The organism is Parabacteroides faecalis (assembly GCF_022809355.1).
GTDB classification, from domain to species: domain Bacteria; phylum Bacteroidota; class Bacteroidia; order Bacteroidales; family Tannerellaceae; genus Parabacteroides; species Parabacteroides faecalis.
Window position 1 is genome coordinate 52,883 of record NZ_JAKZMM010000011.1, and the last position, 21,833, is coordinate 74,715.

The following is a 21,833-nucleotide window of genomic DNA, read 5'->3' on the forward strand; positions in this document are numbered from 1 at the left end:
AGCCATTCAGGAACTCATTATTCCCCTACGCCCCACTTTTTATTAGGCTGATCAGACAAAGTAAGCTCCAATACACCGCCTTGTACAACGTCCTGATAATCGATATAGCATTTTGTATAAGGCTTACCGTTCAGTGTAGCAGACTGAATATACGTATTCTGCGGAGATTGTCCTTTGACACGGATCGTAAACACCTTGCCTCCGGCCAGCCGAAGCGTTACTTCGTCGAATAAAGGTGCGCTTAGTTCCATTCGTGTATCACCTGGACAGATCGGGTGCATTCCGATAGATGCCAACACATACCAGGCCGACATCTGTCCGACGTCTTCATTTCCCACCAAGCCTTTCACCTCATTCTTATAAGCCTTCTGGCAGATAAAGCGCGTCCAATACTGCGTTTTCCAAGGTTGTCCCAACCGATTGTAAAAGAAAGGAACATGATGTACCGGCTCATTCGCATGATTATAGAACTGATTCCAAAGGAAGTCGGTCGGTGTATTGGCAAACATATAATCCAGTTCTTCAATTGTCTTTTCCCGTCCGCCCATCAATTGAGTCAGACCTTCGATATCATGCGGAACAAACCAACCTTGCTGGAAAGGATTCGACTCAACACTTCCATAACCTTCCGTCAACCTTCCTTTTTCGGGCCAAGGCAAGAAATTTCCCTTTTCATCCTTCGGTCGGAAACTACGATGCTCGGCATCATAAATATGCTGATACGATTTAGCCAGCTTCCGATAATGCTGTTCTTCGGAAATCTTGCCCAAAGCCTTTGCCAGTTCAGCCATACACCATTCGGTATAAGCATACTCAAGCGTCGAAGAAATCGAACCCGGCACATAACCATACTTCGCATTACCAAACAGATGCGAAGATTCTTCCGCATATTGCCATGCCTTCTCCAAATCATAGTTCCGTATATGCTTCTTATAGGCATCAACCAGCACAGAAATAGCCGGATTTCCGATCATACATCCACTATAGGCATTCAGGAACTCCCAACGTTCCAAGTAACCTTTTCCACTCTCATCAGCCAGCGTAATCAACGAATTGAGCATATCACTGATCACATCCGGACGAATCAAAGTCAGGAGCGGCATCTCGCTGCGGAAAACATCCCAACCACTGAAGATCGTCCGTTTCTGGAAACTACCCGTCTGATGAATCTTCTTGTCTCCGCCCATATACTCGCCATTCGCATCCGAATACAAACGCGGATCAATCATCGTACGATACAAAGCCGTATAGAAAATATGCTTCAGCTCTTCATCAGCCGAGGCCACTTCCACTTTCGACAACGCCTCATTCCAAGCCTGCTGATTGGATTGCAATACACGTTCGAAGTCCCAATCAGCTATTTCGGTTTCCAGATTCTCACGTGCATTCTCTTCGCTGACGAAAGAGATACCAGCTTTCATCAAGACTACCTCATCTTTAGTTGTTTCAAACTCGGTAAAGAAACCCAGATGTTTCCCTTCAAACGAAGAAACCTGTCGGTGAATCTCGGCTCCGGCAGTCAGCTGTTGAAACGCTTCCGATTCAACAAATTCCCGTTTTCGGGATTGTCCTTCGGGAATAGCCACCGACCAAACACCATAATTCTTCAACGGTTTGGAAAACTGTGCATAAAAATGGACCGTATAGTCAGGCTTTCCATCGCCATTTCCCCAACCGCCACCGCCGGGTGTACAAATCATCTTACCAGAAATCGTATGATCATCCACCACTTTGATTTCCTGCCAAGTAGAAGTTCCGCCTACGCGACGTGCCAAATCAATCTGGATACGCGAATCCTTTCCTTCCGGGAAAGTAAACCGAAGCATTCCTGCCCGCTGAGCTACCGTCGCTTCCGTCCGAATCCGGTAGTCCGACAAATAAACGGAATAATATCCGGCCCGGGCATATTCCGATGCTTTATCGTAACGTGAACGGTAACCGGCATCCGGATTCTCCAGTTTTCCGGAATTTGTATGCATCGGTCCGATCGTTGGCATGACTAAGAAATTTCCTAAATCGCCATACCAACCGATTCCACTCATCTGCGTAAAGGCAAAACCTTCGATACTTTCATGCTCATCACTGTAGCCCGAACCATTATCACCTCCGGTAATCGTATTCGGACTCAGCTGTACCAACCCAAAAGGATAAGTCGCTCCCGGAATAGTCTTTCCCAATCCATGATAAGCACCGGCATCCCGCACATTCGTACTTGCACCGATAAAAGGATTCACATATTCGGCAGCACGTTTCTCTTCTTGCATCTCCGGTTGCAAGGCTTCCGCCTGCCAGGAACAAGTCAGCAACACCGAAAACAAAACAGCTTTTACCATCATCATTCCCTTTCTGATTACTTAGAACTTTCTGTTTCCAGTATTTTCTTCAGTTTCGCTACAATATCCGGATGTTCGGATGCGACGTTATTCTTCTCGCCAATGTCTTCTTTCAAATGATAAAGCTGATCTTCCGGACTATTTCCTAATTCAGTATTCGTCAGTTTGGCATACGCCGGCTTATTATTCGGTGTGATATACTTCCATTGTCCGTCAGACACCGACAATGCTCCGGCAAATTCAATCACATAATCACGACCTTTGGTATCTTTGCCCAAGAAAGCATCCAGATAATCCTGACTGTCCACTCCAGCACCAGCTTCCAGAGTCTTCCCCATTAGCTTTGCCATCGAAGCATATAAATCAATGTGCGAAACCAACGCATCCGATACTGCCGGCTTGACTTGTTTCGGCCAAGATACAATCAGCGGAACACGTGTTCCTGCCTCAAAGTTACTATACTTTCCACCTCGGAATTCACCCCAAGGACGATGATTTCCCAACAATTCTACAGCCCGATCCTGATATCCGTCATCTACCACCGGACCATTATCACTGGTAAGTACAATCAATGTATTTTCTGCTAACCCGTTTTTCTCCAATGCCTTCATGATCTCTCCCACAGTCCAGTCAAACTGCAACAAAGCATCTCCACGAAAACCCATACCGCTCTTACCCTGAAAACGAGGATGCGGATAACGAGGAACATGTACATCATTCGTTCCTACATACAAGAAGAACGGTTCATCCTTATGACGGTCGATAAACTGCACTGCTTTCGTTGTGATACTATCCGCAATAAACTCATCTTCCCACAAAGCCTGCTTTCCTCCTTTCATATATCCGATACGGGAAATTCCGTTCACAATCGCCTGATCATGCCCATGATTGACACTCGGCTTCAACTTTGTCAATAATTCCGGATGATCTTTTCCTAAAGGTTCTCCCGGGAACGGCGTTGTATAGCTCACCTCAATCGGATCATTCGGATCTAAATTGACAATCCGTTGATTCTCCACCCAACAACACGGAACACGATCGCCCGTTGCTGCCATAATATAAGAATATTCAAATCCAATATCTTTTGGTCCCGGTGTAATGAAACCATTCCAATCCTGTTCACCTGTCTTATTTGCCAAGCCCAAATGCCATTTGCCAACTGCACCCGTCGCATAACCGCACGACTGGAACATATCAGCTACTGTAGGCTGTTCAGGACGAATCACCATACCAGCATTTCCGGCAGCAATACCCGTATCATTTCTTCTCCAGGCATAATGTCCTGTAAACAACGAATAACGGGAAGGCGTACTGGTAGCCGCTACGGCATGAGCATCCGTAAAACGAACCCCTTGCGAAGCCAGTTTATCCACATTCGGCGTACTTATCTCTGTCGCACCATTACAACTAAAATCACCAAAGCCAATATCATCGGCCACTAAAAAGATTACATTCGGTTTTTGTATATCTGCAGAAGAATTTTCTTTCTTGGACTGGGAAGAACAGGAAGCCAACAAAGCAGCTGCCGCTCCTAAAATCAATACGGATTTCATAGACATTTATATTTAAGATTAGAATGATGATGCACAAATGTACAACTTTCCTTTCGAAAAGCCAACCTCCATTAGATCTGTTCACCAAAACTACAGATATGAAAAAAGCCGGAGCTCCTTGTGGAGGCAAAGCCCATCCACCAGAAACTCCGGTAAACTTAGTATCGAGTAACTGTTATTTCAGTTCCTTAATGCGAATGTTACGGAACTTCACAGGCGAACCATGTCCTAAGAAACCGATATATCCTTTCTTATTGAACAATCCCGGATGCTCGTGACCGTCAGGAGTTCCGTTCTTCACGGCATCCCGAATATTGCCTTCTACGATGACAATACCATTCACCGTTACCTTTATATTATCTCCGTCACAAACAATTTCCTCTTCATTCCATTCACCTACCGGCTTAATGGCTTTCTTATGATTCTCATTAGCTGGAATAATTCCATAAATAGAACCATGATGCTGGAGCGGAGTAATATCCTTATAAATCGGATGTTCACAATCCAGAATCTGACTTTCCATACCGACATAGGCAGCATCGCCTTCCAGCGGAGCACGTAAACCGACACCATTATTAGCACCCGGTGTCAATTGGAATTCAAATCGGTAGATGAAGTTGGCATATTCCTTCTTCGTATATAAGTTTCCACCAAAACTCTTGGAAGGATTCATGGCGATACAACCGTCTTCCAATACATAATCGACTGTATTACCCTGCCATTCGTACATATTCGTACCATCGAACAGAATTTGGAAGCCTTCTTTCTTTTCCTGTTCAGACAACTGGAATGGCTCCTGCCGTTTCAGTTCCTTAATATACAAATTACGGAAAGAACACTTACTGCCATGAGCCTGCAGTTCTATCTGCTCAATCGGGAAGATAGGCAGACTACGATCCCAATAGTTTTCCAAGATTACATTATCGACAACCCGTTCTCCATTCAAATCTACGGTAACACGGTCGCCCACCATCTTGATGTAGAACGTATTCCATTCGCCCAACTTATTATCAGCCACCTTTGTCGGCTTGCTTTCATTCTTCTGGTTATTATACAAACCACCAGAACCAACCTGAGCACCTACATCAACCCGGGCAGTATCCCAAATCTGAACCTGAGGCGTACCACGCAAATAAATACCGGCATCTGCTTCCGGTCCGGCCGGATCAAGCATCCATTCAACATACATCTCGAAGTCGCCATACTGCTTTTCGGTACACAAGTTATCAAAGCCGGAACCTTCAAATACCAGACAACCGTTTTCAACTTTCCAGTCCTTACGCATCTGTTCATCTGCCTTCGCCTGAGCTTTTGCCAACTGAGCAGGTTTCATCTTTGCACGGGCAATCGGATTTTCCACCAAACCTTTCCAGCCAGTCAAATCCTTTCCGTTGAACATGGAAACAAACCCTACTTCATCCGGCATCTCAGCCAAATGTTTCTTGATACCTTCCTTCTGATAATGAGCATCCGGATTATCCAACACCTGCATAACCTTTTCCAACAGAGCTTTTACATTCTGTCCGGTATATTCCTTATGGCCCAAAGCAATGTTCATCACCGCATTGGCTGCTGGTTGTTGAACGGCCTTATCATCCAGATATTCTCCAGCATACAACAGGGCCAAATACGTACCAGTATCCTGAACCTTGGATAAAATCAAACCTTTTACTTCGTTATCCTTAGCAACATCCATCGCCTTACGCAAACGAAGTAACTTGTTCTCACCCGTCATATCGGAAGAAGAAATCAAGTTCACATAGCGAGTCAATGCCTTAGAAGCTATCTGACCACCAGATTGAGCTACTTCATACAGATAATCAGCCGCTTCAATACCTTTCCATTCCAACAAAGCTCCTACAGCAGCATCTTTTCCGGCACCTGTATTCTTTTCACATCCGTCAATAATGATTTGTAAAGCCTTCGGTTTACCAGTTGAAGCCAATACCTTATAATATAAATGCTTCTTAGCATCACCAGCCTGATACATCCGGCGTGTAACAGTTTCTACCTGTTCTGCTTCCGGCATAAAATGTACACAAGCGATAACGGCATCCTGCAAAGCTGCTTTTTCATCAGCTCCAGCAGATTCCAACATTCCACAGATCTGAGTAAAGTCTTTTGCAGCGACAACACTCTTTAAAGTAGCATAGGCTGTTTTCTTCACTTCTGCCGATGAAGATTTCGTCTGTTCCAACACCGTATTGATCTTAGAATCTGCCATCCGAACAGCCAGCAACTCCATTCCTGCAATCTTTCCTGTATCCGAAGCCTTATTTATAGCTTTAGCTACTGCATCATCAATATCTCCAGGGAAAGCCAACAAAGCATCCTGTGCCAACAGAACAATTTGTTTATCAGAATCTGTCAACAAATTAGCTAATGTTGGAATATAACCTTTATCTCCTATTTTTACCATCGTCCAAACCGCAGCTTGTTGTACCGCAAAGTCGTTTACATTCAACTGCTGTGTCAAGACCTGAGCCAGTGATTGATCGAAGCGAAGCATCAACTTCTGAACAGTATCATGTTTCTTCGGGCACTTTGCTTCACGACCCAGCCAATTCAATATGTCAACCTTTACTTCAGGTTTGGCCTTTACCATCGTTTTCGCTATTTCAATATAAGAAGCTTCATCTACAAAATCAGAAGCATATCTTAATGCCGCATTCCGATAATCCTTGCAATCATCTTTCAATGCTGTCAAGACCAATTTAGTAGCAGCTGGCTTATCGGCCGCAACAGATATCAATATCTGCAATGCTGCCTCACGAGTCTGCGTCTTACCAGCTTTCGTTGCTCGTTTCAACAAGTCCTTTGCTACCTTCTCTGCGGCCTTGGGATCTTGTTCTGCAATCCGTTTGATTAATGTAATATACGCTTCATTCGCACCGCTTGGTTCCATCGTATAATTAACAGCCTTAGCTGCGTCAGCCAACACGGATAAAGAAGCAACAGATCCTACCCGGCTTAATGCATAACGAGCTACTTTCTGCATATTGGGATCTTCATTGCTTACATAGACTTTTACCAAATCTTCTGTTCCGGCCACCTGAGCCTCAGCAATGGCTTCCAATATATCTTTCTGAGTCTCGGCTGTTCCCATCCGACGCATCAAACCAGCTTTCAAAGCTTGTCCGGCATTCTCTGTACCGATAGCAGCCAATGCACGTGCAGCAGGTCCACTTAATTCCGGATTACCTAAATAAGCAGAAAGTGCTTCAACAGCATCATCTTGTCCGACTATCTGCAACTGACGGATGATAAATGCTTTTGTTTCCCGTTCTTCCACTTTATCCAATGCCTGAATATAAGCTTTTGCCACTACCTGACGCGCATTTTCCTGTCCTTTTGCCATTACGAAATGACTCAAGCCACTCAATGCATAATCAACTTTAGCATTACTGCCCTTACCTGGGGCATTGATCATATTAATCAACGTAAATACGGCTTCTTCGCCAGCAGCACTCAGTTCACTGATTTGTTTATTGTATTCAGCCTGTTGTTCTGCCTGCATCTGGGCCAACACATCTGCAGCAATAGTCTTTGCTGTACGGTTTGCCGGAGTTTGAGCAAATGATAAATTAGCACACAACAACAAGGCGCTGATTGAAATATATACCTTTTTCATCTTTCTTCTTTAATTTATGGGTTAAATATTCCATGGTGCACGCATAGGTTGATCTAACAACCGGTTAGCGGCCTCATCGTTGATAAACTCTAATTTCACCGGATCAAATTCCAACGTACGATTCAAGCGAAGAGCAACAGCTCCCATATTCACAATCGTAGCAGAACGGAAACCATTCTGTTCATTTAAAGCAAATGGCTGGCGAGTCTTGATACATTCTATGAAATCTGTCACCTGCGGTTCCGGTTCCGGATAGTCTGATAATTTCTTTTCCCAATCAGGAATATCACATACAAAGTTCTTATAAACATTACCCTTCGGTCCTGCAATATACGGCGTATTCGGATCACCGAAATCACCACCCCACAAAACAATCTGACATCCGTCTTCGTAGGTATAAGTAATCGAACGCCATGTACCCACAGCATCCGGGTGTTGTTGAGGAGCATCTACTTCGACTTTCACCGGACTCGTATTATCTTTTCCTAAAATATACTGTACCGGATCGATATAGTGCTGTCCCATATCACCTAAACCACCACCATCATAATCCCAATAACCACGGAAAGTCTGATGAACACGATGAGCATTATAAGGTTTGTAAGGAGCCGGACCTAACCACATATCGTAATCCAATTCTTTAGGTACAGGTTGCGGTTCGAGATATTCTTTACCTACCCAATAGAATTTCCAGTCAAAACCTGTGTGTTTGCTGATCGTTACCTTCAACGGCCAACCTAATAATCCACTTTGTACTAATTTCTTTAAAGGCTTAACTGGAGTTCCTAAACCATAGAATTGGTCGGTAAAGCGGAACCAAGTATTCAGACGGAACATACGTCCGTACTGTTTCACTGCTTCCATCACACGCTTTCCTTCACCGATTGTTCTTGTCATAGGTTTCTCACACCAAATATCTTTACCTGCTTTAGCAGCCTCAACCGACATAATACCATGCCAATGAGGAGGTGTGGCAATATGAACAATATCCACATTCGGATCCAATATCAAATCACGGAAATCATGATAAGCAGCAATCTTTTCTTTTACCAGATTCTTTCCCAACTCCAAATGATTCTTATCTACATCGCAAACGGCAACCAAACGAGTTCCACCGTAATTTAAATGACCACGACCCATTCCTCCCGTTCCAATAATACCTTTTGTCAATTGATCACTCGGTGCAATGTAACCGTTCCCCAATACATGACGCGGCACAATCGAAAATAGCGCTACGCCTCCCAGGGTTTTTAGGAAGTCCCTCCTATTCGTTCCCATAGTAACTATTTTTACTGATTAACAATTAAATTCTGTACAATTTTTGATGTATCTGCTAATAATTTGTCAAATATATTACTTATCTAGCAATTCCTGCAGATATTTACGAGTTTTAACCACATAGTCATGGCGTGTTCCATTTAATTCACATTCTATGGTAACAGCACCTTTGAAGCCTTGTTTCTTCAATTCGGCAATAACAGCCGGAAAATTTACTTCACCTGTAGGAATTGGAACTTCCGCTCCTAACTCATACGGATTATTCGGATCAGGATATTTCCCGTCTTTTGCATGAAACTCTTTAATCAGCGGACCAAACAGTTTTACAGCATCCAAAGAGTTGGCTTTACCATACATCAATAAGTTAGCCAAGTCGCAATTGATAAACACATTCCCCGTACCTATGTCCTTAATGGCACGAATCAATGTAGTCGGTGTTTCCTGACCTGTTTCAAAGTAAATCATGACATTCCGTTCTTTCGCATAATTAGCCAAATCTTGCATGACTTTGATGAAATCTTTGTACTGGGCAGAAGACGGATCTTCCGGAATAAACCCAAAATGAGAATGCATGGCTGGAATATCTGCCATTGCACAGAAATCTATCATTTCATGGTAAACCTTTATCTTTTCAGCTCTTTCCTCTGTCGGAACCAGACCGATCGTAGCTGGTCCCTGTCGGAAATTCCAAACACTTTTAGAACCAGGAACACCCACAACTGTAGTTACTTTAATCTGATGTTTCTTGGATGCAGCCTTAACTTGTTCTGCAAATTCTTTCGTCAATGTATTACTCCTATAATTAATCTCACAAGAGCCAAATCCCTGATCATGCAGATCCTTAAAGCTCTTATCAATATCACTCAAATCATACTGAATCACCCCTATTGTGATCTCATTCTCTGCCTGAACCGTCGTAAAAGCGAACAGCAAAGCTACTGCCAATAATGATAATTTTGTTTTCATCGTATTATATAGTTTAGTATTGATTCTACAAATTTAAGACGGGGAACTTGAATCAAGCTCCCCGTACCTATTAAATATAGTGAAAAGTTTTATTCACTAGAAAAATAAGATTCTTCCTACACATATCAGACAAAAGATTGCAGAAGGCTAAACTGCAAATAAAAATAACGAGAATCAAAAACAATCTTCATTACGATTGAAAATGATTCTCGTTACTTCTGCTAATTACTTCTTTCGTTCTATTGGCGATGGTACTTTCTTGAAGTAGCGATCTCTGTCACAAACAATTTTACCATCCACATATTCAAGTTCTGCTATCTGAATAGATGCTCGATGATAATTCCTGGTATTCTCTTCTACTTCCATGCCATCCATCTTGTAAGTACGGCCCGGATGCGTAAAATAGAAAATAAAAGCACGGTCATCGACAACGACTACATCACAATGACGACCTTGGTCAAAATCATCCGGACGAAGTCCTGGCTTGTTGAGTATGGTTGAATTATATGTCCAATGAGTTGCATCTTCTGATTCGTAACAATGCAAACCAACATAACCCAAATTACACTCATCTATGATATTCCAATATTTACCTTTCCAATAAAACACAATGGGACCTTCATGAGGAACATCATCAATTTCACACAAGCCTGTGACTTTCCAAGTTTCCAGATTCTTACTTACACCCGTATATGTCTTCGAATCTGGAGACTTATACCACATTTTCCAAGTTCCATCCGGCATTTGGAATGCAGATGCATCGATACAACCATGTGTATTTTCTATTTCTTCAACCAATTCCCAATTCAACAAATCTTTACTTTTATAAAATACCAAACGGCAGTCACCACCCCAGAATGGATGAATACCCGGAATGAAAGTAACGATCATATAATAAGTATCTTTGTCTCGGAACACATCCGGAGCCCAAAATGTACTTTGCCCTTGTTGTGGTTCCGGTATGTTTGCCGTACCTATATAATACCAGTTTCGCCCATAATCTTTGGTTGCAGCAATACCTATTTTAGAGCCATACACATTAGCAACTCCTTGTAAATTCTCGACGTTGGCCCGACGTTGCGTATAAAACATCCACCATTCCTGACGTTCTTCATTCCATTCCAAGGTCGGATCTGTCGGACCATCATAAATAGGACATCGGAACAATGGAGCCGGAGCATGTTCGATATCAAATGGCTTCTGCTGGGCAAAAAGACTTGCCGTAGAAAACAAAGCAAATAAAATCAATAATACTTTTTTCATATACCAGACTATTTCTTGATTAATATAAGGAGATTTCACCTAAACCAGCACGCCCTTCCGAAACTCCACTGATTATAACACGAAAATATTTTATCTCCCGGTCAACTGTCATGGGTTTAAATTCCCAACCTGTACATTCCCGTTCATACAAGACTTCCCAACGTTCTCCGTCTTTTGAGGTTTCTACCTTATGCTTATATGAAGAACTATCTTTTTGGAACAAAATACGACTCGCTGAAACATACGTTACACGATCCAATACTAACGTGATTACTTGCGGACATTTATCATCATTCGCAATCCACCACGTAGCATCGTCATTGTCTATTATGTTAGATGCCGGATACTCCCGCTGACTACTATCAACCCGAACAGACTGAATCTTCAGACGAGGTTTCTCCAAGATTCGTTTTTGCCAAGAAGAAGGTTTCACCACAACATGATCTTCTTCTCCTCCTGTAAATGGGAGATGTTCTCCATCCGACAAAAATGATTCATCACTAGGTATCGTTTCTATTTCAGCTTTTCCTGATACTAATCCATCAGCCAAAGCCTCTACGATAATTTTCCCGGCATTCTTGGTTGTCCGAACAAAAGCAAAAGCAATTCCGCCTTCGGCTTGTTGAGGATTAATTCCTATACGACGAATCGTATCCCCAATCAGACTTCCTTCTCCCGAAACTCGGAAACTGATCTCCTGCTGTGAATCTGCAACCAGAGAACCATTCTTATCACACACCTTCACATATACAGGAATCATATCCGAACCATCGGCTATAGGAGTTATACCATTCGTCTTTATATCTATTTCCAAATGGTCCGGTTTCTCCGCCGTCATTACTTGATGTGTCGCTACTACTTTTCCTCCAATCAAAGCTTCTGCCTTTAAGGTGCCGGCTTCATAACCTCCTGCATTAAAGACAAACATCGGACTACCACCTTTTTCTACAATCGAACGATAAAGAGGCGTTCGTTCTGCTCGAGTCTGTGTTCCTATTAATCTGTCATTCCGATAAAGGCGAACTTCTTCACAATTGGAAAAAACTGTAATATCTGTCGTTGAAGAAGCAAAATCGGCCGATGCATTATAAGAAGCAATAAACACCATAGGACCGTCATATAATCCGGCTTGAGAGATAGCAGGATCCCGCATACTTTGTAACATATAATAACTAAACTTCGGATAACGGTTCATATCGACTACTCCGCTATACATCGTTTCATCCTGACTACCCCGGGCATAATCATTATAACTCCATACAAAATGTCCTCCCATAGTTGGATTCGCATCCAGCATACACCAGTCGAAGTAACCTTTTCCATTTAATTGCTCGATTCGACTACGACATTGACGCATCTGTTCTTCTTCACTTTCCTTCAAGCTGACACGAGGTTTTTCTCCTACTCCATCGCCCCATTCTCTTGTAAACAAGGGTTTGATAGAAAGGAAGTCTTCCGGATAATTGCTCATGACATCTCCATCCTTCGGAAACTTGGATACTTGTTTATAAAAGACATCATAATAGGGTTCCATTTCGGCATGACCGAAATAATCACCAGCTGTGTACATTTGATCTCCCGGATATTCGGCATGTGCCAACTCATATATTTCTTTTGCTAAAGATACTGGATATCTTGATTCATTTAAGGCTGTCTCCCAAAGTACAACAGAAGGATGATTGCGATCCCTGCGAATCATTTGTCGCCCTACCTGATAAAGACGCTTGATGAAAATTGAATCAGGATTATAAAACTGCCAACCCGGAATACATTCAACTACTAACAATCCATATTTATCACAAGCTTCCAAAAAGGCAGGATCTTGAGGATAATGTGCTGCCCGAACAGCATTATAACCACCTCGCTTCAAATCAATCACGTCTCTTTCCTGCATGGAATTAGAAGCCGCATCTCCTACATTCGGATATGCCTGATGACGATTTGCCCCACGTAAATATAATTTCTCTCCATTAATAAAAAAGCCATCCTTAGCTGTATAACTAATTGTCCGAATTCCTATGTGCTGTTCTACTTGATCCAATACTGAAGAACCCGACAATAGTTGGGTTTGCAACAGGTATAAACTAGGAGAATAAGGGTGCCACAATGCTGGACACTCAACAGTCAAGTCTTGTACAACCGTTTGATCCGACAAGCCACCCAGCTTGACAGAAGCTTCTTCCTCGGCAACAACACATCCCGTAGAATCTTTTAATACCGAACGTACAATTAATGATTCTTCAGTATCTGTTATATTCCGGATATGCGTAGAAAGATGAATCCGGGCTTTATCTTGTGTTACTTCCGGGAATGTTACAAACTGACCACCTCCAGCAACAAGATCCTCTTGCAAAGGATCCGTTATATATATCTTATCCGTAACTATCATCCTTACATCCCGGTAAATTCCACTATAATAGTAAAAATCCATCTTATCTTGTGGTTTTCCAGGAGGTGTTAATGGATCCGGCTCCGCCGAAACACGAATAGCCAGAACATTATTTTCATTCCACTTGATCTGCCCGGTCAAATCTGCGACAAATCCCATATATCCGCCATGATGCTCTGTTATTTTCTTACCGTTCAAATAGACTTCACAGTTTGTCATCACACCTTCAAAAGAAACCACGACACGTTTATCCGCATATTTTCGGGGTAATTTGAAGTAACGGCGGTACCAACCTATACCATCATAAATAGAATTACCTCCACAATGTTTCTTTTCCAACTGCATAATATGAGGTAAAACGACAGGAATCCAATTTGAGTCTGCTAATTCCGTTGCATATCCATCCTTTATATCACCCCGATAAAAAGCCCAATCGGTATTCATGTTTAATGTTTCCCGGCCTAATGAAGAATTGCTGCAACTGCTATTTATAAACAATACACAAATAGAGACCAGACAATAATACAATACACTGCTACATTTCATAAAATATTGTGTTTCTCATTACAAATGAAAAGGATATATTGGCTCTGCCAATACATCCCTTTCTTAAAAAACTTTATTTCAAACAGAATATTAATATCCTTCGTTTTGTTTCAAATTAGGATTCTTGTCGATAGCACTCTGCGGTATCGGTAAATAGCGATTGTAAGAAGCGAATGCTCGATTTTCAACTAAAGCAGTTCCAGATATAGTAGCACGCTTTGTCGGATCTGGTTCAGAAGTATTGACAGTTCCCACAACACGAGTTAAAGGTCCATTTAAGACTGTCTCTGCTAACATCTTTCCGCTGTCATCCTTCCAACGAATAATATCCTGACGGCGTAAACCTTCTCCTGCTAATTCTACAGAACGTTCACGTCTGATCAATTCCCGCAACTTAGCCTGATTATTATATTTATTCTGATCTACATCAGGCATACCAACTCGATTACGAACTTGATTCAATAAATTATAAACTTCTGCAGAAGGACCATTCAATTCATTTTCGGCTTCAGCATAACTCAATAAAACCTCTGCGTAACGGAAAACTATTGGCTGAGCATTTGTACTCCAAATATCTCCATATTGCGTATAAGGATTCAAATATTTAGCCCATGTTAAAGCCGTTTTAGAAGCATTATCTGCATCATCCGGATAGTTAGGATTCTTTGCCCCATCAATAGTTGCATCCAACGTATTTAATATTGTTTTACCAGTTAATCCAACCCAGTCCATACCAGGATAAAGAACTGTCATAGCCATACGAGGATCACGGTTAGCAAACGGATGAGTTGCATCATAACCACTACCTGCTTCTTCCTTTGTCAAACCATTACTCATTTCATAAGTGTCAACCAAGTTTTGAGTAGGAACCATAGATGACCATCCTCCGTCAGCATTATTATACATGGTTGCAATCATCCAATTTGAATATAAATTTTCATCATGCTGAACAGATGCAATAATCTCTTTCGAATTTTGACCCGCTAAAGTAAACAGATTTTCATAACTCGGATCTAATTCGTAGATTCCCAAATCCATAATTGCTTTTGCCGCATCTTTGGCACGCTGATAATCTCCATAAAATAATGAAGCACGCATATTCAAAGCCAAAGCAGTACCTTTAGCAATGTAACCACTTGCTTCTGGAGCATCATACAACATTGGAATAGCCTCATCCAATTCATTATAAATAAAGTTCTTTACTTCTTCTTCTGAATTTCGAGGTACTTGAGCTTCTTCTGCCGTCTCATAAGACTCAATGATAGGTACACCACCATAGATCCAGTTCATCAAAAAATACTGATAAGCACGAATCGTCTTTACTTGTCCTATCATATTATTCTTTTTAGACTCCTCTGCGAACTCTATATTCGCAATATTTGTCAGGAAATCATTACAACGGCGAATCATACTAAATGAATAATAACCTGCTACTTGATTACTTGCAGTCATACTTCCATTTCCTATATTTCGCCATCCCTCATGGATATGATAGTTAAATCCGAAATCAGAACCACAGTCCCAATATAATATACCAGATTCATCAGCCCAACCATCATAACAGCCAATCAAAAATTTCTCTGCATCAGCTTCTGTTTGCCAAGTCGTACTAGGAGACAAGGCATCATGAGGGATTGTCTCCAAAAAGTCTGAACAAGAAGTCCCTATCAAAGACATTCCTGCTAGCATATATACTAATAAACGTTTCATATATTCTTATAATTATAATTTTTACCTTAAATAAATCGTTACTTAGAATGTTATGTTCACACCAAAAGCATGAGTTTGTGTCAACGGGAAGTTTGAACCACGTTCTACTGGGATTTCAGGATCCACGTTAACCAACATATTATGAATTGTAAATAGATTTTCTACTGAATAATAGAAACGTAAATTTTCAATTCCAACAGACTTTATAACACTCTTTGGCAGAGAATAACCAAATTGTAAATTCTTCATACGCAAATAACTTGCATTCTGAATCCAGAATGAAGATACTACATTTGAAGACAAACTTGGAGATGTCGTTGAATATGCAATACGCGGCATTGTTGCATCCTGATTTTCAGGAGTCCAAGCATCTAACCATACAGTTGCCGGGTGAGAATCGTCACCATTAAAATATCCAGTTACTTCTTGGTTGATCAAACGATAAACACCTGCTGCACCTGAAAATACCATTGACAAATCAAATCCTTTATATCCGGCATTCAAGTTCAAACCAAAAGTAACAGAAGGATCTGAAGATCCAATGATTGTACGGTCATCAGATGTAATCTTACCATCTCCATTGGTATCTTGATAAATCAAATCACCACCTTTAAACTGTCTTGTTCCAAAAGGATAACCTTCTTGTGTTGAATATTTATTCATCCATGCCTGAGCTTCCTCATCCGAACTAAAGAAACCATCTGCCTTATATGCATAGTAAGAATTTAAACGTTCACCAAGGATTCGACGTTTATTTCCATTGTTGGGATCAACCATTGATTCAACACCACCCAAATCCAAAATCTTATTCTTATTATAAGCCATATTAGCAGTAGCGCCAAAAGACCAGTCACCCCATTGATTATTGTAACTCAATATCAATTCAACACCACGATTGACCATTGATCCTACATTATCTTTATAGGCATCCAATCCGAATTCGTTAGGAACAGGAACGTCCATAATGATACCTGTTGTCTTGCGATCATAATAATCAAAAGTAAAATTAATCTTATTATTGATCGTTGCATCCAAACCAAGTCCCCAAGTTCTAGCCTTTTCCCAAGTAATAGTAGACAGCTTATAAGACTTCTGATAATATCCGGATTGCAATGTTCCTCCTAATGGGTAGCTTGCATCTACATTATATGTACTCATCCAAGGATAATAATCATCCAACGCATCTTGGTTACCTAATAATCCCCAAGAAGCTCTAAGCTTCAAATTGCTCAACCAATCCTTAGCATTTTCCATAAAGCCTTCTTCACTCAAACGCCATGCTCCAGAGAATGAAGGGAAATATCCCCAACGATGTCCATCAGCAAAACGCGAAGATGCATCTGAACGAATATTAGCTTCTAATAAATACTTTCCGGCATAATCGTAATTAACACGTCCAAACCAAGAAATCATTGCCAAAGAACGTGTATATCCCGTATTCTTCTGAGTTGCCGCATCACCTGCATTCATATCATCCAGATCATTTGTCGGGAAGTTTTTACGTTCCATTGTATTTTCTGTATAATCATACTTCTCAGTATGCCAACCTGCCATTGCTTTCAAATTATGTTGTCCGAATGACTTATCATAATTCAGCAATGCATCGAATGTTGCCCGATGCCATCCATAATAGTTTTCATTTAGCTTATTAGGCTCAGTCTCTTTATTGGCATTATATTTAATATACTTTTGGAATGCACGATAATGTTGCTGATTATTTACATAAGATCCTGTAACCGTAGCTACCAATCCATCTATAATCTTATAGTCAGCCGCCAATGTTCCTGAGAAATTCTGATTTTTACGATCAACTGTCTGATCCGCATCCAACCACGCAATTGGGTTTCCATCAGAAATTGTTCCGTAAGTACCATCTTCATAACGATTTACAATCCACGGAGCCATACGGTTTAATTGACGAATAATCTGGTCTGAACTACCTCCTGCATATGAAGAGTTAGGATCTGAATAATCGTTTTTAATATAAGCCAGATTTAAACGAACAGTTAAACGGGAATTTAGTTTCATATCCAAATTAGTACGACCATTAAACTGCTGTCGTTCTGCATTCGGAAGAATACCTGTTTGATTCAAATAACCAACAGAACCCATATATTTCACATCTTCCGTACCACCGCTTACACTTACATTATGAGAATGCTGTACACCTGTTTGATAAGCTTCATCATACCAGTTTGTATTAGGATGTGTATAAGGAGAAGAACCATCTTTAAACTTTTGCAAATCATCATCTGAAAAACGGGCATTCAATCCGTTATCTACCAATGATTGATTATATAATCTGGCATAATCATATGAACTCATACGATCTACCAATTCTGTTGCTTTTTGTGCTCCTACATATCCATTATAAGAAATACGGGGCTTTCCTGTTTTTCCTCGTTTTGTGGTAATCAAAATAACACCATTGGAAGCTTTTGATCCATAGATAGCAGCTGAAGCAGCATCTTTCAATACTGAGATACTTTCGATATCATTTGGGTCAACCGAGTTCATGGTTCCTGTTTCTATACCATCAACCAAAATATATGGATCTGCTGTATTTAAAGTACCGACACCTCGAATACGTATAGTCGCACCATCCTGTCCCGGACGTCCTTGTCCTGATGTTACTTGAACACCTGGCATCATACCTTGCAAACCTGAAGAAACATTCTGGATAGGACGGCTTTCCAGCGCTTTACTATCTATTTGTGATACAGATCCAGTCATGTTCACTTTCTTTTGCGTACCATAACCCACAACTACAACTTCTTCCAAAGCCTGTGAATCTTCTTTCAGTGTAATCGAGAACTTATCTTGTGTTCCGACTTTCACCTCAAAATTGCTATAACCAATATAGGAAACGACCAGTACAGAATTTGCATCCACTCCATCCAAAACAAAGTTTCCATCAAAATCAGTAATTGTACCGTTGGTCGTGCCTTTTACCATGACATTCGCTCCAATAACAGGCGTACCTGTTTGATCGACTACCGTACCTGTTATCTTGCCGTTTTGCTGTACCACATTTATCTCCGGCAAGACTCCTGTCAAATTTACACTCTCCGCAAAAGCAGAAGAGACACACATCACTCCCACTAAAGAGGTTAACTTAAACACGCTGAAATAGTGTTTACATCCGGTTAACAACAAGGCGTTAGCTACCTTGATTTTCTTTTTATCCATAAATTATCGTAATTAATTAATTTGGTATTTGATTTTATTTTTTGTTTAAGTCTATATTTTGACTTCTTAAAGAGGATATACTTACCGAGTACACCCTCTTCTTTCGTTCTCTATTCTTTCTTATCCGTCATAGGCTTTCTATTTTTTAATTTGTAAAGTTCATTATTTTTCTACCGGTACAAACTCCAAGTTGCCATCGTCACTCTCGCCTTCGTCCGGTTTCTTGTTTGCTTCTTTTTGTGCCGTGCTTTGGTTGAACACGGTCTTGAAGTTACGGGTCACCCCATTCATGCCGTCTATCAAATCGTTCACCATACCCAGCAACACGGCCGATTCCGGATCGGTCGCTGCGATAATGCCCGTCGCACGGATCAAGTCCTGGATTTCTTCCAACTGCGTGTCGGCAAGCAGGCGCAAATCTTGTGTCTTGACCTGCAGGTGCTTTGCCTGGCGGTCCTTGACGCGTACATCTTTCACCTCCTCAAACTTGTCATTCACTGTTTCCAGCTGTGTCAGGATTTCGTTCAAGCGCAGGGTTGTGACTGCCGCGGCAGCTTCGTCCTTCTTCAAATCAACCAGCAAACCCCGGATCATCTGCGTCTCCACATCCATCGCCTTCCCTTGGATACCTTTATAAACCCGAAGGATCACGTCTAATGTCTTGGCTGCTGCCTGTTCTTCTGCTACAGCCGACAACAATCCCGAAGCTACCAGAAAGAACAACATCGACAACAGACGGTCGCGCTCCACATCGAGAGCCGTCGTATCGCCGGTTGAGGTACTGGCCTGGGCTTCCATCGACCGCTCGGTCAGATCATCAACCGTCATCGCATACCCCTCGAACAATTCACCCGAAACGTGCATGGTTTCTAACGTCTCTTCACCCACCGCCTGCAACTGCTTCAATTGCGCCGTGTGATAGGCGGCATGCAGGGAATTGTTGTAACGAGAAGCATTGCTTCCCTCAAACTTTTTAAATACAGCCATAAAAATCTCCTTCCTTTTCTATTTTTACTCCTTCCGAGTCACTCGAAAGCTTCACTTTTCTATTTTTATCCCTTCTGAGTCACTCAAAAGATCTACTTTTCTATTTTTACTCCTTCTGAGCCACTCGAAAGATCTACTTTTCTATTTTTACTCCTTCTGAGCCACTCGAAAGATCTACTTTTCTATTTTTACTCCTTCTGAGCCACTCAAAAGATCTACTTTTCTATTTTTACTCCTTCTGAGTCACTCAAAAGATCTACTTTTCTATTTTTGCTCCTTCTGAGCCACTCGAAAGATCTACTTTTCTATTTTTACTCCTTCTGAGTCACTCGAAAGCTTCACTTTTCTATTTTTACTCTTTCCAAGTCACTCAGAAGCATAGCATGCTAAGTCTTTACCACATAAAAAGAACGAGCAAAGCCCGGTTACTGAAGGATAAAATCCTTCAGTAACCGGGCTTTCGCTCGTTCTTTCTTTTATATAATAGATTAGGCTGGCTGGCTGGCTGGCTAATCTTTTATTTGATTCCACAAAAATTATATCCATAAATTGTGTTAACATGATATTATAAATGGTATTCGACTATTAACGGGCGCAAATATAATTAAGACTATTTAATTACACAAGCATTCATGATATTTTTTCTTGAAGGTGATAATCGACTTTTCTCATAGGCCACAGAAAAACAAAAATTAAGAAACTATTTCACCTCATACAAAACAACAACAGGATTATCTTCTTCCTTTAACTCTAATAATTCTTTCCTATTTAATAAAGAAGGGAAATATTGATATAATAAATCGGGATTGATTTCTTCGATAAGCAGGTTTCCATTGCCCCAACGAGGAAAGAAACGAAAGTTTTCAATTAAATCATTCTTGATTTTTCCTTGTGCAATCATTTTGTCGTCTTCCCTATCATACACAGCATAACAACGATTACCATCATATCCATAACTAAATATAAAATGATGATCCGTAACAAAAAAATGTTCTTTCAACAAATAAGTAAAGTCTGGACTTGAAATATCATATTCCTCTATATTCTCACCATCAGGAAAAGTTCTTTCACTAAAACATATCTGACATGCTTGATCAAACTGATCCCCGCTATATATCATATTCCCATATATGGGAGAGATAAAAGGTATATTATTCACTTTCGAAAACACATCTATCCCACCATAATTATAAGTAGCCAGTTCTTCTCTTGGTAGTATATTCTCTATATAATTACCGTTTTTATCTATCAAAGAAAAGCGATAATCATCTTTTTGACCAGAAGGCTCATTGTATAGAAAAATCTTTTCACCTAAAATAAGAAACTGGCTCGCCATAGTACGATATTTAACCATCCCTTCATACGATAAATCTTCATTATACTTCAAAATCGCTTGACGTGGAAAATCTAATACATATAAACAATCATCTTCAACATCAAAATCCATTATTTGGACATACTCTCCTGGCCCATTTCCGACTTTAAACAAAGACTGAAGATATTCACCACTTTCTCTGAATATAAAAATTGCATTATTAACTCGATCCAACACAAACAACTTTTCATTTACCTTTTTTATTTTATCAATACTTGACAACAAACAATTTTCATTCGTTTCAAGAGGTATTATTTTATAATTTCGGATGAAAGAAGAAGCTAAGTATTCTTCATCTGCTTGATCAACTGAGACCTTTACTATTTTTGCATTTGCATCCAATTGTCTTTGGCACGAAGAAAAGAAACATATTCCTCCCACAAACCAACAAGCATAAACCAATAACAAAACTAGTTTTTTCATTTTCATAATGATTGATAATTAACCCTCTATAAGCAAAACGTATAGCAAACAAAAACTACGGAGCGAAAATCAAACTTTTTTGAAAAATCTTTCTGTATTTCGAATTTTCATTGAAAGACAAGTTGATAATGACATACAGTGAAAATGATTTCTAAATGAAGATTTTCATAAAAAGGTTTGCACGAAACTC

The 21,833-nt window shown here is 40.7% G+C and carries 11 protein-coding genes; all 11 read right to left on the reverse strand.

All coding sequences use genetic code 11. The features are described from left to right. Window positions 1-17: 17 nt before the first annotated feature. The 11 genes from MUN53_RS06055 to MUN53_RS06105 all read right to left on the reverse strand — a co-directional run bounded on the left by MUN53_RS06055 (window position 18) and on the right by MUN53_RS06105 (window position 21,649). A complete protein-coding gene (locus MUN53_RS06055; RefSeq protein ID WP_394803044.1) occupies window positions 18-2,339 on the reverse strand; it encodes a GH92 family glycosyl hydrolase in 2,322 nt (773 codons plus the stop codon). A gap of 11 nt (window positions 2,340-2,350) precedes the next feature. Further along, window positions 2,351-3,886, reverse strand: coding sequence for a sulfatase family protein (locus MUN53_RS06060; RefSeq protein ID WP_243323908.1), 1,536 nt, complete (start codon window positions 3,884-3,886; stop codon window positions 2,351-2,353). A 175-nt stretch (window positions 3,887-4,061) separates the two neighbouring features. Continuing rightward, window positions 4,062-7,517, reverse strand: a complete 3,456-nt coding sequence (locus MUN53_RS06065) for a DUF1080 domain-containing protein (protein ID WP_243323913.1) — start codon at window positions 7,515-7,517, stop codon at window positions 4,062-4,064. A 21-nt stretch (window positions 7,518-7,538) separates the two neighbouring features. After that, window positions 7,539-8,795: a Gfo/Idh/MocA family oxidoreductase gene (locus MUN53_RS06070; RefSeq protein ID WP_243323914.1), complete on the reverse strand. Its 1,257-nt coding sequence runs from the start codon at window positions 8,793-8,795 to the stop codon at window positions 7,539-7,541. Between the two features lie 75 nt (window positions 8,796-8,870). Further along, window positions 8,871-9,761 (reverse strand): sugar phosphate isomerase/epimerase family protein, encoded by an 891-nt coding sequence (locus tag MUN53_RS06075; protein ID WP_243323915.1) that lies wholly within the window; start codon window positions 9,759-9,761, stop codon window positions 8,871-8,873. 225 nt (window positions 9,762-9,986) lie between these two features. Continuing rightward, window positions 9,987-11,024 (reverse strand): glycoside hydrolase family protein, encoded by a 1,038-nt coding sequence (locus MUN53_RS06080; RefSeq protein WP_022454694.1) that lies wholly within the window; start codon window positions 11,022-11,024, stop codon window positions 9,987-9,989. A 19-nt stretch (window positions 11,025-11,043) separates the two neighbouring features. Further along, on the reverse strand, window positions 11,044-13,959 hold the full coding sequence (locus MUN53_RS06085; protein ID WP_243323916.1) for a glycoside hydrolase family 2 TIM barrel-domain containing protein: 2,916 nt from the start codon (window positions 13,957-13,959) through the stop codon (window positions 11,044-11,046). Window positions 13,960-14,049: 90 nt separating this feature from the next. Beyond that, entirely contained in the window at window positions 14,050-15,669 is a 1,620-nt protein-coding gene (locus tag MUN53_RS06090) for a RagB/SusD family nutrient uptake outer membrane protein (protein WP_022454692.1), read from the reverse strand. A gap of 42 nt (window positions 15,670-15,711) precedes the next feature. After that, window positions 15,712-18,792 (reverse strand): SusC/RagA family TonB-linked outer membrane protein, encoded by a 3,081-nt coding sequence (locus MUN53_RS06095; RefSeq protein ID WP_394803045.1) that lies wholly within the window; start codon window positions 18,790-18,792, stop codon window positions 15,712-15,714. Window positions 18,793-19,020: 228 nt separating this feature from the next. Next, window positions 19,021-19,845 (reverse strand): DUF6261 family protein, encoded by an 825-nt coding sequence (locus MUN53_RS06100; RefSeq protein ID WP_243323917.1) that lies wholly within the window; start codon window positions 19,843-19,845, stop codon window positions 19,021-19,023. A 700-nt stretch (window positions 19,846-20,545) separates the two neighbouring features. Continuing rightward, window positions 20,546-21,649 carry a BF3164 family lipoprotein gene (locus tag MUN53_RS06105; protein ID WP_243323919.1) on the reverse strand — a complete coding sequence of 368 codons (1,104 nt, stop codon included), beginning with the start codon at window positions 21,647-21,649 and terminating at the stop codon, window positions 20,546-20,548. Window positions 21,650-21,833: the final 184 nt, after the last annotated feature.